This is a genomic window from Burkholderia singularis, from assembly GCF_900176645.1.
In the GTDB taxonomy this organism is placed as follows: Bacteria; Pseudomonadota; Gammaproteobacteria; order Burkholderiales; family Burkholderiaceae; genus Burkholderia; species Burkholderia singularis.
Genome location: NZ_FXAN01000072.1, coordinates 95857 through 110459, shown reverse-complemented (window position 1 = coordinate 110459; position 14603 = coordinate 95857). Strand labels below are relative to the sequence as shown.

Annotated in this window: 13 protein-coding genes; 9 read left to right on the top strand and 4 right to left on the bottom strand. The window is 67.0% G+C overall.

Going from position 1 to position 14603, the window contains the following annotated elements; genetic code table 11:
* Nucleotides 1-182: 182 nt before the first annotated feature.
* On the bottom strand, nt 183-1370 hold the full coding sequence (locus BSIN_RS16210) for an acyl-CoA dehydrogenase (protein ID WP_089341260.1): 1188 nt from the start codon (nt 1368-1370) through the stop codon (nt 183-185).
* A 76-nt stretch (nt 1371-1446) separates the two neighbouring features.
* Here BSIN_RS16210 and BSIN_RS16205 point away from each other — a divergent pair, with 76 nt between their 5' ends.
* Together BSIN_RS16205 and BSIN_RS16200 are read left to right on the top strand one after the other, a co-directional pair.
* Nucleotides 1447-2238 carry an IclR family transcriptional regulator gene (locus BSIN_RS16205; RefSeq protein WP_173678701.1) on the top strand — a complete coding sequence of 264 codons (792 nt, stop codon included), beginning with the start codon at nt 1447-1449 and terminating at the stop codon, nt 2236-2238.
* A gap of 318 nt (nt 2239-2556) precedes the next feature.
* Nucleotides 2557-2961, top strand: coding sequence for a GFA family protein (locus BSIN_RS16200; RefSeq protein ID WP_089341295.1), 405 nt, complete (start codon nt 2557-2559; stop codon nt 2959-2961).
* Between the two features lie 52 nt (nt 2962-3013).
* Here the strand turns inward: BSIN_RS16200 and BSIN_RS16195 are convergent, their stop codons facing one another.
* The gene (locus BSIN_RS16195; RefSeq protein ID WP_059520027.1) at nt 3014-3826 is read right to left on the bottom strand and encodes an EAL domain-containing protein; all 813 of its coding nucleotides are present in this window, start codon (nt 3824-3826) and stop codon (nt 3014-3016) included.
* Nucleotides 3827-4087: 261 nt separating this feature from the next.
* On the opposite strand from BSIN_RS16195, the gene BSIN_RS16185 reads away from it, so the two are divergent.
* From BSIN_RS16185 to fahA, 6 genes are read left to right on the top strand one after another with little or no spacing between them, the layout of a single operon-like run.
* Complete coding sequence (locus BSIN_RS16185; RefSeq protein ID WP_089341257.1) at nt 4088-5044, top strand: MBL fold metallo-hydrolase; 957 nt, start codon at nt 4088-4090, stop codon at nt 5042-5044.
* Nucleotides 5045-5055: 11 nt separating this feature from the next.
* Entirely contained in the window at nt 5056-6717 is a 1662-nt protein-coding gene (locus tag BSIN_RS16180) for an FAD-dependent oxidoreductase (RefSeq protein WP_089341256.1), read from the top strand.
* 41 nt (nt 6718-6758) lie between these two features.
* Nucleotides 6759-7001, top strand: a complete 243-nt coding sequence (locus BSIN_RS16175) for a DUF2783 domain-containing protein (protein WP_059520098.1) — start codon at nt 6759-6761, stop codon at nt 6999-7001.
* The gene (locus BSIN_RS16170; protein WP_089341255.1) at nt 6998-8356 is read left to right on the top strand and encodes an MFS transporter; all 1359 of its coding nucleotides are present in this window, start codon (nt 6998-7000) and stop codon (nt 8354-8356) included. The genes BSIN_RS16175 and BSIN_RS16170 overlap by 4 nt, the downstream gene beginning before the upstream one ends.
* An 18-nt stretch (nt 8357-8374) precedes the next feature.
* Complete coding sequence (hmgA, locus tag BSIN_RS16165; protein ID WP_173678700.1) at nt 8375-9709, top strand: homogentisate 1,2-dioxygenase; 1335 nt, start codon at nt 8375-8377, stop codon at nt 9707-9709.
* 26 nt (nt 9710-9735) lie between these two features.
* Complete coding sequence (gene fahA / locus BSIN_RS16160; RefSeq protein ID WP_256583833.1) at nt 9736-11043, top strand: fumarylacetoacetase; 1308 nt, start codon at nt 9736-9738, stop codon at nt 11041-11043.
* 169 nt (nt 11044-11212) lie between these two features.
* Here the strand turns inward: fahA and BSIN_RS16155 are convergent, their stop codons facing one another.
* Nucleotides 11213-12469, bottom strand: a complete 1257-nt coding sequence (locus BSIN_RS16155; RefSeq protein ID WP_143757475.1) for an MFS transporter — start codon at nt 12467-12469, stop codon at nt 11213-11215.
* A 39-nt stretch (nt 12470-12508) separates the two neighbouring features.
* Here BSIN_RS16155 and BSIN_RS16150 point away from each other — a divergent pair, with 39 nt between their 5' ends.
* A complete protein-coding gene (locus BSIN_RS16150) occupies nt 12509-13072 on the top strand; it encodes a GNAT family N-acetyltransferase (RefSeq protein WP_059571335.1) in 564 nt (187 codons plus the stop codon).
* A gap of 303 nt (nt 13073-13375) precedes the next feature.
* Here the strand turns inward: BSIN_RS16150 and BSIN_RS16145 are convergent, their stop codons facing one another.
* Nucleotides 13376-14536 carry an MFS transporter gene (locus tag BSIN_RS16145; protein WP_089341294.1) on the bottom strand — a complete coding sequence of 387 codons (1161 nt, stop codon included), beginning with the start codon at nt 14534-14536 and terminating at the stop codon, nt 13376-13378.
* Between the last annotated feature and the right edge of the window lie 67 nt (nt 14537-14603).

The following is a 14603-nucleotide window of genomic DNA, read 5'->3' as shown; positions in this document are numbered from 1 at the left end:
TTTCGATGCTGCCGCCCGTGCGACGGGCAGTGGAGCGGGCTCGAACCCAATCCATGAAGCGATGAAGCATGCGCGTGACCCGTGCGGGCGAACAGTGCTTGGTTGCCACCGAAGCCGCTCGCGGCGAGCGCCGGCCAAGTCGGCGCGTTGCGCGGCCGGTATCGAGATGGGCCGTGAGCTGCTCAGAAGAATGCTTGAATGCCGGTTTGCGCGCGGCCGAGGATCAGCGCGTGGATATCATGCGTTCCCTCGTAGGTGTTTACCACCTCGAGATTGACCAGATGCCGCGCGACGCCGAACTCGTCGGAAATGCCGTTGCCGCCCAGCATGTCACGCGCGAGCCGCGCAATGTCCAGGGCCTTGCCGCACGAGTTGCGCTTCATGATCGACGTGATCTCGACGGCGGCCGTGCCTTCGTCTTTCATCCGTCCGAGACGCAGCACCCCTTGCAAGCCGAGGGTGATTTCGGTCTGCATGTCGGCGAGTTTTTTCTGAATCAATTGATTGGCGGCGAGCGGGCGGCCAAATTGATGCCGATCGAGCACGTACTGGCGCGCGGTGTGCCAGCACGACTCGGCCGCGCCGAGTGCGCCCCACGCGATGCCGTAGCGCGCCGAGTTCAGGCACGTGAACGGGCCGCGCAGGCCGGTGACGTTCGGTAGCCGGTTCTCTTCCGGTACGAACACTTCATCGAGCACGATCTCGCCCGTGATCGACGCGCGCAGGCCCACCTTGCCGTGGATCGCGGGCGCGGTGAGCCCCTTCCAGCCCTTTTCGAGAATGAAGCCGTGGATCGCGTCGCGGCCGTCTTCGTCGAGCTTCGCCCAGACGACGAACACGTCGGCGATCGGCGCGTTCGTGATCCACATCTTCGCGCCGGACAGCGAATAGCCGCCCGGCACTTTCGTCGCGCGCGTCACCATGCTGCCCGGATCGGAGCCGTGGTTCGGCTCGGTGAGGCCGAAGCAGCCTATCCATTCGCCCGTCGCGAGCTTCGGCAGGTATTTCTCCTTTTGTGCGTCGGAGCCGAATTCGTGGATCGGCACCATCACGAGCGACGACTGAACCGACATCATCGAGCGATATCCCGAGTCGATGCGCTCGATCTCGCGTGCGATCAGTCCGTAACTCACGTAGTTGAGGCCGGGGCCGCCGTACTGCTCGGGGATCGTCGGGCCGAGCAGGCCCAGCTCGCCCATTTCGCGAAAGATCGTCGCGTCGGTGGTTTCGTGGCGGAACGCTTCGGTCACACGCGGTGCGAGTTTGCGTTGCGCATAGGCGCTCGCGGCGTCGCGGACCATCCGCTCGTCGCCGGTGAGCTGCTGATCGAGTAGCAGCGGATCGTCCCAATGAAAGCTTGCAGCGGCCATCGCGATGTCTCCTCACTTGACTGAATTTCTGCTGTGCGGAACAATGTTCTGCATTTCGGCCTCAGTGTACCATCGCATGCATGTTCCGACCATCGATGACGATGAGCTCGATGCGCGCAAGTTCGTCGTCGCGCTTGCGCGCGGGCTCGATCTGCTGCGCGCGTTCCGGCCGGGCGAGACGATGCTCGGCAATCGCGATTTCGCCGAGCGCACCGGCCTGCCGAAGGCGACCGTCAACCGGCTTGCCTATACCCTCACCGTACTCGGCTATTTGCGCTACGACGACACGCTCGGCAAATATGCGCTCGATGCGGGTGTGTTGTCGCTCGGTTATGCGCTGCTCGCGGGCTCGGATACGCTCGCGCTCGCACGGCCGCACATGCAGGCGCTGGCGCGCGAGATCGGCGCGGCCGTGTCGCTTGGGTGCCGCGACGGTCTCGACATGATCTATCTGGAGACGATCCGCAGCGAGACGGCATTGACGCTTGGGCTTGCGTCGGGTTCGCGATTGTCGATGTTGACGAGTTCGATGGGCCGGGCGTATCTCGCCGTACAGCCGCCCGACGTGCGCGCGGCGCTGTTTACCGAGCTGCGCAAGGCGGCGGGCAAGGGGCGGGCGGCGGCCGCGCTCGCCGAGGCGGCGCAGCGCGCGGTCGACGCGTTCGACGTGCAAGGCTGCTGCTATTCGTTTCGCGACTGGCACGCCGATGTGAATGCGGTCGCGGTGCCGTTTCGCGAACCGCGCGAAGGGCGCTGGCTGATCCTGAGTTGCAGCGGGCCAGCGTCGTCGATGGGCGAGGACGTGTTTCGCGACCGGATCGGGCCGAAGTTGAAGGCGCTTGCGAAGCGGCTTGGGCCCACCGCATAGCAGGCCGGCCGTTTGCGGTGCGAGGCGGCGGCTTGCGCCGAATGCCGGGCGGCCGGGCGGATGGCGCGCAGGGGGGCGCGTTTACGGGAGCATCGACGGTGTTACGTCAGTCGCGTTGCGCCGTCCTATTTATGCATGCGTCGTTGCACGTGAACTCGGGCTGTCGGTTGCCGCGCCGCACCGGTGCGCATTCCGGTAGCCAGTTGCCAGTTGCGGTCCGCCGATGGTGCCCGTTGCCTGAAATCGGTTGTAATCTGAACGCCGCAGCCCCATTGCGGCGCGATCGCCGCAGCAAAATATGTGTGCGGGAGATCCATGATGCCGAGTTTCGAACCGTTGACGGGCGGTTGCGCATGTGGCGCGATTCGCTATCGGATCACCGTCGAGCCCGCGAGCGCCGGCTTTTGCCACTGCCGGCTATGTCAGCGGACGACTGGCGCCGCCGTGCTTGCGTGGGCGTCGGTGCCGATCGGCGCATTCGAATACGTGAAGGGCGAGCCGCGCGTGTACGCGTCGAGCACGTGGGCCGGGCGGCGTTTCTGCGTGCAGTGCGGCACGCAGCTCGAATATCGACGGTCGAATGCGCCCGAGACGGTCGAATTCAATTACGCGACGCTCGACGATCCGTCACGGATTCGCCCAGGCGCGCACACCTGGTACGCCAACCGTGTGCCGGGAGTTGACGTGGCGGGCAGCCTGCCGGTGTTCGACGGCGGCGACTGATGCGTGGCGCGACGCGGGCGGCCGCGCATCAGTCGCCCGTTCTTCTGCTTTTTCAAACCGCAGCCGGGTGCGAGAACACCGGCCCTTGCACGAGCCGCACGTCATATTGGCGCAACAGCTCGAACTGCGTTTCATCGACGACGTGATCGAAGATGAGCGGAATGTGCACGCGCTGTGCGTAGCCGACGAGCGCCTTCACCATGCCTTCGCGCAGCGCGGCAGACGCGTCCATTTTGATGTAGTCGGGGCGCGCCATCTCCGATTCGACGGCGAGAATGCGGCCCGGATCGGGCAGCTTGTCCGCGACCTTGAATCCGTAGTGCTGATAGCTCTTCGTCAGATAGCCGAGAAAGGTCTTATGTGCGACGGCCGCGGCCGGCAGCTCGATCACGATGCGCTCGGGGCTCAGGCCGAAGCTCTCGAGCACGCTCGAGAAATGCTTGCCGTGGTCGTACTTGACGCTCTTTAGCAGCCGTTCGTGCACGCGCAGGAACAGCAGCCCGTGCCGCTGCGCGCCGAAGAAATTGATCGCATGCAGGCTGCGCGCGAGCCGGTCGAGCGCGACGAGCGACTGATCGTCGGCCACCGCGTCAAACGGATCGAACGGCGCGCCGCCCATCTGCGTAATGGCCTGAAAGCCCAGCTCGTCGCCGTAGCGCTCGATCGCGTCGGTGAGCGATGCCGATTGCGGCGCGCCCGGCATCGACACGTCGTAAATCGGCTCATACGCGCTTTCGAGACGCGCATCGCGCAGCTGTGCATACGCGTGCGCGCCATGCGCGTCGTCGTCGAGCGCGAGGTGCTCGCGCAGAAACGGCAGCTTGCCCGCGCGGGCGACGAGTTCGGCAATGGTGGGCGGAACCATGGACTCCGGATGGAAGAAAGGCGGCCGAATCGGCCGCCGTCTATACGAATGATAGTAGCAGCGCCGCGCCTGATTGGTTGCGCGATTTGCTCATATCGATATCGGGCCTGGCCGGGAGATTAGGGTATACGTTAATTTCACTAATCGAAATCGATTGTACTATTCGTAATCAATGGGTCGCCCATCGGGAAACCAGGCGTATGGTTCGGCCCACTACGAATCGAAGCGGCGCTTTTGCCGAGCGGAGCAAGGAGAGGAAAGATGGCCGGTGACAAGACATTCGCCTCGCAGGCGGATTTGACTGACAAGCAGGTGACGTTCGAGCGCCTGTCCGAGCATGCTTACGCTTACACCGCCGAAGGCGACCCGAACACCGGGATCATCATCGGCGACGATGCGGTGCTCGTGGCCGATACGCAGGCGACGCCCGTGATGGCGCAGGACGTGATCCGCCGCATTCGCGAAGTCACCGACAAACCGATCAAGTACGTGCTGCTCACGCACTACCACGCGGTGCGGGTGCTGGGCGCGTCGGCGTATGGCGCCGATCACGTGATCGCGAGCCAGGACACCTACGACCTGATCGTCGAGCGTGGCGCGGCCGACATGAAAAGCGAGATCGAACGCTTTCCGCGGCTGTTCCGCTCGGTCGAGTCGGTGCCGGGCCTGACGTGGCCGACGCTGACGTTCAAAGGCGAGATGACGCTCTGGCTCGGCAAACTCGAGGTGAAGATCCTGCAGTTGGGGCGCGGGCACACGAAGGGCGACACGGTCGTTTGGTTGCCACAGGAGAAAGTACTGCTGTCGGGCGATCTCGTCGAATACGGCGCAACGCCGTATGCGGGCGATGCGTACTTCGAGGACTGGCCGCATACGCTCGACGCGATCGCGGCGCTCAAGCCGGAGAAGCTCGTGCCGGGCCGCGGCGCGGCGCTGAAGACACCGCAGGAGGTCGCCCTCGGGCTTGCCGGCACGCGCGCGTTCGTCAGCGAGCTGTACGCGAACGTGAAGGCGGGCGCGGCGGCGGGCAAGGATCTGAACGCGCTGTACAAGGAAACCTACGCGGCGCTGAAGCCTAAATTCGGCGAATGGGTGATTTTCGATCACTGCATGCCGTTTGACGTGACGCGCGCGTTCGACGAGGCGACCCAATATCCGCACCCGCGGATCTGGACGGCCGAGCGCGACAAGGACATGTGGCAAACCCTCGAAGGCTGAGCGCGGCGACCATGAGCACCGATTACCAGACGCTGAAGTTCGGTTGCCGGCCGCGCGCCGAATATGCCGACGCACTCGCGCCGCATCCGGTGGTGGTGGTCGGCGCGGGGCCGGTCGGACTGGCGGCGGCGATCGATCTGGCTCAGCGCGACGTGCCCGTCGTGCTGCTCGACGACGACGACACCCTCGCGACCGGTTCGCGCGCGATCTGCTTCGCGAAGCGCACCCTCGAAATTCTGGACCGGCTCGGCTGCGGCGAGCGGATTGCGCAAAAGGGCGTGGGCTGGAACGTCGGCAAGGTGTTCCTGCGCGACGAGCTGATCTACGCGTTCGATCTGCTGCCGGATGCGGGATGCCAGCGGCCCGCGTTCGTCAATCTGCAGCAATATTACGTCGAAGGTTATCTGGCCGAGCGTGCGAGCGAGCTGCCGAATCTCGATCTGCGCTGGAGGAACCGCGTGACGGGCATCGGGCAGACGGCCGATCACGTGACGCTCGAGGTCGAGACGCCCGATGGCCCGTACACGCTGCGCGCGCGATACGTGATCGCGGCCGACGGCTCGAAGAGCCCGCTGCGCGCGATGATGGGGCTCGACAGCCGAGGCCGCACGTTCAAGGATCGCTTCCTGATCGCCGACGTGAAGATGAGCGCACCGTTTCCGGCCGAACGTTGGTTCTGGTTTGATCCGCCGTTTCATCGCAACCAGTCGGTGCTGCTGCATCGGCAGCCCGACGGCATCTGGCGGATCGACTTCCAACTCGGCTGGGATGCCGATCCGGTCGCGGAGAAGGCGCCCGAGCGCGTGATCCCGCGCGTGCGCGCGCTGCTCGGCCCCGACGCCGAGTTCGAACTCGAGTGGGTCAGCGTCTATACGTTCCGTTGCCAGCGGATGGACAGCTTCCGGCATGGCCGCGTGCTGTTCGCGGGCGACGCGGCGCACGGCGTGTCGCCGTTCGGCGCGCGCGGCGCGAATAGCGGCGTGCAGGATGCCGACAATCTTGCGTGGAAGCTCGCGCTCGTGCTAAGCGGACGTGCGCCCGATGCGCTGCTCGACACCTACGCGACTGAGCGCGAATTCGCCGCCGACGAGAACATCCGCCATTCGACGCGCGCGACCGATTTCATCACGCCGAAGTGCGCGGTGTCGCGCACGTTTCGCGACGCCACGCTCGAACTGGCCCGCGATTGCGAGTTCGCGCGCGGGCTCGTCAATAGCGGGCGACTGTCGGTGCCCGCGGTGCTCGCCGATTCGCCGCTCAATACCGCGGATCGCGCGGGCGACGCGTTTGACGGCGCTCCGGTGCCGGGCGCGGTCGCGATCGATGCGCCCGTCGTCGCGCGCGGCGAGCCCGGCTGGCTGCTGCAGCATGTGCGGGGCGGCTTCTCGGGCCTCTGGTTCGGCACGATCGACGATGCGCAGGCGCTCGTCGAGTTGACGCGCGATCAAGCGCTGCCCATCGCGCCGGTGCTCGTCGTGCCGCGCGCGCAGGGGCGCGCGGTGCCGGGCGTCGATGTGATCGAGGACGTCGACGGGCTCGCCGCACAGCGCTACGACGCGCGCCCCGGCACGTTCTACCTGCTGCGTCCGGATCAGCACGTGTGCGCGCGCATGCGATCGGCGGATGCGCGCGCGGTGCGCGCCGCGCTGCTGCGCGCGATCGGCGCCGCGTGAACATGCTGCCCCGTCATACCAATGGAGACAGGAGGTACCCGATGCGCCATCTCGACACCCGCCCGCGTCTGGCGGACCCGGACGCATTCTACGAAGCGCTGATCGACATGCACCGCGATCTGTCCGACGACGAAAGCCAACGCGTCAACGCGAAGCTGATCCTGCTGCTGGCCAACCAGGTCGGCGATCTCGACGTGCTGCGCGAGGCGATGGCGCTCGCGCGCGGCGGCGCGCATGCTGTCGCGGCGTCGCCGCTTGCCGGGGCCGGGCGGGCAACGCAATGAGCGCGCGGGCACCCGAGGCGGCGCGCGTGCTCGAAGTCGAGCGCGTGATCGACGGCACGCACCATCGCGCGTTCCACGCGCTACTGCTGACGCTGTGCGGGCTGAGTCTCGTGCTCGACGGCTTCGACGCGCAGGCGATGGGCTATGTCGCGCCGAGCGTGATCGCCGAGTGGGGCGTCCAGAAACAGGTGCTCGGCCCCGTGTTCAGCGCGAGCCTGTTCGGGATGCTGATCGGTGCGCTCGGCTTGTCGGTGCTGGCCGACCGGATCGGCCGCCGGCCGGTGCTGATCGGCGCGACGCTGTTTTTCGCGGCGACGATGCTCGCCACGCCGTTCGCGCCGACGATTCCCGCGCTGATCGCGCTGCGCTTCGTCACGGGCCTGGGGCTCGGCTGCATCATGCCGAACGCGATGGCGCTCGTCGGCGAATGCAGTCCGGCCGCGCATCGCGTGAAGCGAATGATGATCGTGTCGTGCGGCTTCACGCTCGGCGCGGCGTTGGGCGGCTTCGTCAGCGCCGCGCTGATTCCTGCGTTCGGCTGGCGCGCGGTGTTCTTCGTCGGCGGCGCGGCGCCGCTCGTGCTTGCCGTGGCGATGGCCGCGTGTTTGCCCGAGTCGCCGCAGTTTCTGGTGCTGCGCGGCCGGCAGCAGGCGGCGCGCGCTTGGCTCGCGCGATTCGCGCCGCAACTGCCGCTCGCCGCCGATACGATGCTCGTCGTGCGCGAGGCCGCGCCGCGCGGCGCGCCGGTGGCCGAGCTGTTTCGCGCGGGGCGCGCGCGCGTCACGCTGCTGTTGTGGGCGATCAGCTTCATGAATCTGATCGACTTGTATTTTTTATCGAACTGGCTGCCGACCGTGATCCGCGATGCGGGCTATGCGAACGAGACGGCCGTGGTTGTCGGCACGGTGCTGCAGACGGGCGGCGTGGCGGGCACGCTGTTGCTCGGCTGGTTGATCGAGCGGCACGGCTTCGCGCGCGTGCTGTTCGCCTGCTTCGCGTGCGCCGCGCTCGCGGTCGGCCTGATCGGCACGGTCGCGCACGTGCTGCCGTTGCTGCTCGCGGCGGTGTTCGTCGGCGGGTTTTGCATCGTCGGCGGACAGCCGGCCGTCAATGCGCTTGCGGGCCATTATTACCCGACGTCGCTGCGTTCGACGGGCATCGGCTGGAGTCTGGGCATCGGCCGCGTCGGTTCGGTGCTCGGCCCGCTCGTCGGCGGGCAGTTGATCGCGCTGGGCTGGACGCACGACGCGCTGTTTCACGCGGCCGCGGTGCCGGTGCTGGGCTCGGCGATCTTCGTGCTCGGCCTCGCGGGCGTTGCGCGCCGACGCGATCCGGCCGCGCCGAATATTGCCTGAATGGAGAAAACGACCATCATGACGCTGGATTTTTCGAAACCGGGCGAGGCCGGCTATCAGAGCGGCTTCGCAAACGAATTCGCGACCGAGGTACTGCCGGGCACGCTGCCGCATGGGCGCAATTCGCCGCAGCGCGCGCCATACGGACTTTATGCGGAGCAGTTGTCCGGTACTGCGTTCACTGCGCCGCGCGCGCACAACCGCCGCTCATGGCTGTACCGGATTCGGCCCGCGGCCATGCATCGGCCGTTCGAATCCGTGCCGGGCGAGCGCCTGGTAATCGCCGAATTCGCCGATTCGCACGACGTGCCGCCGACGCCGCCGAACCAGCTGCGCTGGGACCCGCTGCCGATGCCCGCGCAGCCGACCGATTTCGTCGACGGCTGGGTGACGATGGGCGGCAACGGCTCGGCCGCGGCCATGAGTGGCTGCGCGATCCATCTGTACGCGGCAAACCGCTCGATGCACGAGCGCTTTTTCTACAGCGCCGACGGCGAGCTGTTGATCGTGCCGCAGCAGGGCCGGCTCTTCATCATGACCGAGCTGGGGCGGCTCGACGTCGAGCCGTTCGAGATCGCGGTGATTCCGCGCGGCGTGCGCTTTGCGGTTGCGCTGCCGGACGGGCAGGCGCGCGGCTATATCTGCGAGAACTTCGGCGCGCTGCTGCGTCTGCCGGATCTCGGGCCGATCGGCTCGAACGGGCTTGCGAATCCGCGCGATTTCTTGACGCCGCATGCGTCGTATGAAGACCGTGAAGGCGCGTTCGAACTCGTCGCGAAGCTCAACGGCCGTTTCTGGCGCGCCGAGATCGGTCATTCGCCGTTCGACGTCGTCGCATGGCACGGCAACTATGCACCGTACAAGTACGACTTGCGGCGCTTCAACACGATCGGCTCGATCAGCCACGATCATCCGGACCCGTCGATCTTCCTCGTGCTGCAGGCGCAGAGCGACACGCCCGGCGTCGATACGCTCGACTTCGTGATCTTCCCGCCGCGCTGGCTCGTGGCGGAGGACACGTTCCGCCCGCCGTGGTTTCATCGCAACGTCGCGAGCGAGTTCATGGGGCTCGTGCACGGCGTCTACGACGCGAAGGCCGAAGGTTTCGTGCCGGGCGGCGCGAGCCTGCACAATTGCATGTCGGGGCACGGGCCGGATGCGGACACGTTCGAGAAGGCGTGCGCGAGCGATACGGCCAAGCCGCACAAGGTGGCCGACACGATGGCCTTCATGTTCGAGACCCGCACGCTGATCCGTCCAACCCGCTTCGCGCTCGAGAGCGCCCAGTTGCAGGCGAATTATTTCGAATGCTGGCAAGGCCTGAATAAACACTTCAATCCGGAGCGTCGATGAGCATCCAATCCGATCAACAGAGCGAAATGCTGCACGCGGCATGGCAGGCAAGCATCGATCCGGCGCGCAAAAGCTGGCTCGATTCGGCGAACGATCCCGCATGCGATTTTCCGATTCAGAATCTGCCGTTCGGCATCTTCAGCGACGTGCGTTTTTCGACGCGTCGCGCGGGTGTCGCACTCGGTGACGCGATCGTCGATCTGGCGGCGCTGCAGCGCACGGGCTTGCTGAGCGTGCCGGGCGCCGGCTCGGCGGCCGTGTTCGAGCGGCCTTCGCTGAATGATTTCATCGCGCTTGGCCGCGACGCTTGGCGCAGCGTGCGCGTCCAACTGAGCGAGCTGCTCGAGCGCGGCAACGCGCGGCTGCGTGACGACGGGGTGTTGCGCAAGCGTGTGCTCGTCGCGCAGCGCGACGCGACGCTGCATTTGCCCGTCGACATCCCCGGCTATACCGATTTCTATTCGTCGAAAGAACATGCGACGAACGTCGGCTCGATGTTCCGCGACCCGAAGAACGCGTTGTTGCCGAACTGGTCGGAGATGCCGATCGCCTACAACGGGCGCGCATCGTCGGTGGTCGTCAGCGGTACGCCGGTGCGCCGGCCGAACGGGCAACTGAAGCTGCCGGACCACGAGCGCCCGGTGTTCGGCGCATGCCGCAAGCTCGATTTCGAGCTGGAGACGGGCTTTATCATCGGGCGCGGCAATGCGCTCGGCGAGCCGATCGCATGCGCGAACGCGCAGTCGCATGTATTCGGCATGGTGCTCCTGAACGACTGGAGCGCACGCGATATCCAGCAATGGGAATACGTGCCGCTCGGGCCGTTCAACGCCAAGACGTTCGCGACGACGATCTCGCCTTGGATCGTCACGCTCGACGCGCTCGAGCCGTTTCGCACCGCGCAGCCGCAGCAGACGCCGCCGCCGCTCGCGTATCTGCGCGATACGGGCGAGAGCGCGTTCGACATCACGCTTGAGGTGCGGCTGAAGCCGGAAGGCGCGCCCGACGCGACGACGATCTCTCGCACCAACTTCAAGTATCTGTACTGGACGATCGCGCAGCAGCTCGCGCATCACACGGTATCCGGCTGCAATACGCGAATCGGCGATCTGATGGGCTCGGGCACGATCAGCGGGCCGACGAAGGACGCATTCGGCAGCCTGCTCGAGCTGACTTGGAACGGCAAGGAGCCGGCGCCGCTCACCGGCGGCGGCGCGCGCACGTTCATCGAGGACGGCGATGAACTGACGCTGGCCGGTTGGTGTCAAGGCGACGGGTATCGAGTCGGTTTCGGGACGTGTGCCGGCAAGGTTTTGCCTGCGCTGCCGGGCTGACGGCGCGATGACGCGATGACGCGGCGGCGGCCGTGCGTGCGGGGTTCGTGCGCAAGACGCGCGGTTCGCGGGCCGCCGGCCCGCATGAGCTTGCAGGGTGGATGGTGAGCGTTGCGCGCTCCAAGTGGTTGCACGGGCTCGCGCGTCGACGCGCGTCATCACGAAACCGTCAACGCGGCGATGCGGCCGCGCGTCGTCCAATCGTCCGATGTTCCCACAGCGCCGCCGCGAGAAACGCGAGCGCGCCGGCGGCGAGCACGCCGATCAGCGTTTCGCTGCCCCAATGCGCCATCAGCGCGCCCGCGACGAGCGGCCCGCCAAAGCTTGCCGCGCTCCACGACGCCGACACGAGCGCGCTCGCGGTCACGAGCGCCGCGCCGCGAAAGCGCTCGCCGCATGCCACGACCGACAGCGTATAAATTCCGCCCGCCGCCGCGCCGAGCACGAACAGCAATGGCGTGCGCAGCCACGGCGTCGCGACGGTAACTGGCACGAGCGGCAACAGCGCGAGCACGATGCACGCCGCGCCGAGATGCACGCGCTGCCGGCCGAGCCGGTCGGCGAGCCAGCCGAGCGGGAATGCCATCGCGGTGTCGCCGAGCAGGATGATCGACGCGAACAGCACGGCCGCTTCGCTCGCCACGCCGTGATCCATTGCATAAATCGGCATCAGCGATAGCGCAAGCGTGTCGAACAGCGCGAAGAAGCCGGTGCCGATGACAAGCGCGGGCATCTGCGGCAGCACGCGCCGCCAGTGATCGTGCGGCTCGTGATGCGCATCGTCGGCGAGCGGCGCCTGCCGGATCGACGCGAGCGTCGGCAGCGACAGCAGAAACAGCGCGCCGGTGAGCGCGAAGCGTGTGCTCGTCCAGTCGGCGATCTGGCTGACGAGCACCGGGCCCGCCATTTGGAATAGCGTGAAATTGGTCGTGTAAATCGCGACGACGCGCCCGCGCGTCGAATCGTCGGCGAGCTGATTGACCCATGCTTCGCCGATCGTGAAAAGCAGCATCAGCGCCGCGCCGCAGACGATGCGCAGCACGCCCCACACGACGAGATTCGACGTGAGCTGCATCAGGATCGTTGCCGCCGCGAGCACGAGTGTCGACGCGACGATCACCCGGCGCGCGCCGAGGCGCTTCGCAATGCGCGACACGAACGGTACGATCGCAAGGCCGCCGCCGGCTTGCGCGGCGGTCAGCATGCCGATGACGTCGGTGCCGTGGCCGGCTTCGATCAGCGCGAGCGCGGTGAGCGGAAGGGTGGCGCCCGTGCCGAGGCCGACGACCGCGACGCTGAGGATGAGCGCGAGAAAATCGCGTGTGACGATGGTTTTCATAACGGCGCAGATGCTACACCGGCCTGCGTGATTGCTCCACAGGTTCCGTATGATCGAACCACGCGCGTGCCGGACTTTACGGGCCATGCGTGAATCGAACCGCAACTGAACCGGGGTGGCCCTGCGATGCCTATTTTCGAACCTGTCACGCTGACGACTGCGCGTCTGAGGCTGCGTGCGCTGCGCGAAGATGACGCGCGCGCGTTGTACGCGATCTGGTCGAACGCCGATGCGATGCGCTATTTCTCGTTTCCGGCCATGACTTCGCCGGACCAGGCGGCGGCTCGCGTCGCGCGATTGCTGAAGGCTGCCGCCGAAGGCAGCGGGCTTGTTTGTGTCGTCGAGTCGCGGGCCGCCGGCGAGGTGCTCGGCACATGCGATCTGTTTCACGCCGACGAGCAGTGCCGGCGCGCGGAAATCGGCTTCAGCCTGCACCCCGCGCATTGGGGGCGCGGGTATATGACCGAGGCGGCCGCCGCGCTGATCGGCCATGCGTTCGGCACGCTGCGCCTGAGGCGGCTCGAAGCGGATATCGATCCGCGCAACGTCGCATCCGCGAAACTGCTCGAGAGGCTGGGATTCGTCCGCGAAGGGTTGCTGCGCGAACGTTGGATCGTCGGCGACGAGGTGTCGGACAGCGCGTTGTACGGGCTGCTCGAGCGGGATTGCCGCACGGCAGCGGGCGGCTGACACGGCCGGCGCGTGCATGCGCGGCGGGATGCGAAATCAGAGGGAGGCGGGGTTTATCGTGCCCTGCATGGCATGCCATGCAGGGATGCGCCGTTGCGGAGGGCGGGCGCGGTGCGAATGCATCGTCCATGATGTGTGCCGGTTGCGCGGAGCTTGACGTGGGGACGGTTCGCCGCCGGGGCGTCGAGCGCGCAGCGGCCACGGGGTGGTGAGATGTGGGCGCTCGTCTCTCGAACCGCCGTCCGGCGCCCGCGGACGGCTCCTACATCGTGGCCCGCGCGAGCCGTTCGCAGCCGGGCGCGATCAGGCCGGACTCGCAACCGCGCGCCGTTCGAGCGAGGCCGACCACAGCGTCAGCGCGAGCGCGGCGAGCGCGAGCGCCGCGCCCGCCCATGGCAGCTTCGCGAGCGGCACGCCTGCATGGATGGCCGTGCCGCCGAGCCATGCGCCGAGCGCATTGCCGAGATTGAATGCGCCTTGATTGAGCGTGGACGCGAGATTGGGCGCTTCGCTCGCGCGATCGACGATCAAGATCTGCAGCGGCGGCACGATTGCGAACGCAAGCACGCCCCATACGAAAATCGTGACGAGCGCGGGATACGGCGCGTGCATCGTGCTGGAGAACAGCGCGAGCACGATGCCGATCAACGCGAGCGATGCGACGAGCGACGGCATGCGCCGCCAGTCGGCGAGCTTGCCGCCCACCGTGCCGCCGACGGTCAGGCCGAGGCCGAACAGCAGCAGTACGAGCGTGACGTGATGCGGCGTGAAGCCGGTCACGTCCTCGAGAATCGGCGCGATATAAGTGAACACCGTGAAAAGGCTCGCCGACGCGAGCACGCTGATGCCGAGCACCATCAGCACTTGCGGATTGCGCAGCACGCCGAATTCGCGCGCGATGCCGGCCGCGGGCATGTCGAGGTGTTTCGGCACGCACACGGCGAGCGCCGCCGCCGCGACCGCACCGATGCCGGTGACGGCCCAGAACGTCGCGCGCCAGCCGAACGCCTGGCCGAGCGCGGTGCCGAGCGGCACGCCGAGCACGTTGGCGAGCGTCAGGCCGGTAAACATCAGCGCGATCGCCTGCGCGCGCTTGTTCGGCGCGACGAGGCTGCTCGCGACGACCGAGCCGATCCCGAAGAATGCGCCATGACAGAACGCGGTGACGACGCGCGCGATCATCAACGCCGCGTAGCCGGGTGCGGTCGCGCAGAACAGGTTGCCGGCGATGAATACGCCGATCAGCGCGAGGAGCGCGGCCTTGCGCGGCATTCGGGCGGTTACGATCGCGAGGATCGGCGCGCCGATCGTGACGCCGAGCGCGTAGCCGGACACCAGCATGCCCGCTGCCGGAATCGATACGCCGAGATCGCGTGCGACGTTCGGCAGGAGTCCCATGATGACGAACTCGGTGGTACCGATACCGAATGCGGCAACGGCAAGGGCAAAGAGGGGTAGGGGCATCGCGGGAACTCGGCGCAGCACCGCGCGCATCGCGCCGCGGGATTGCGGTGCGCGTGACATGCAGGCG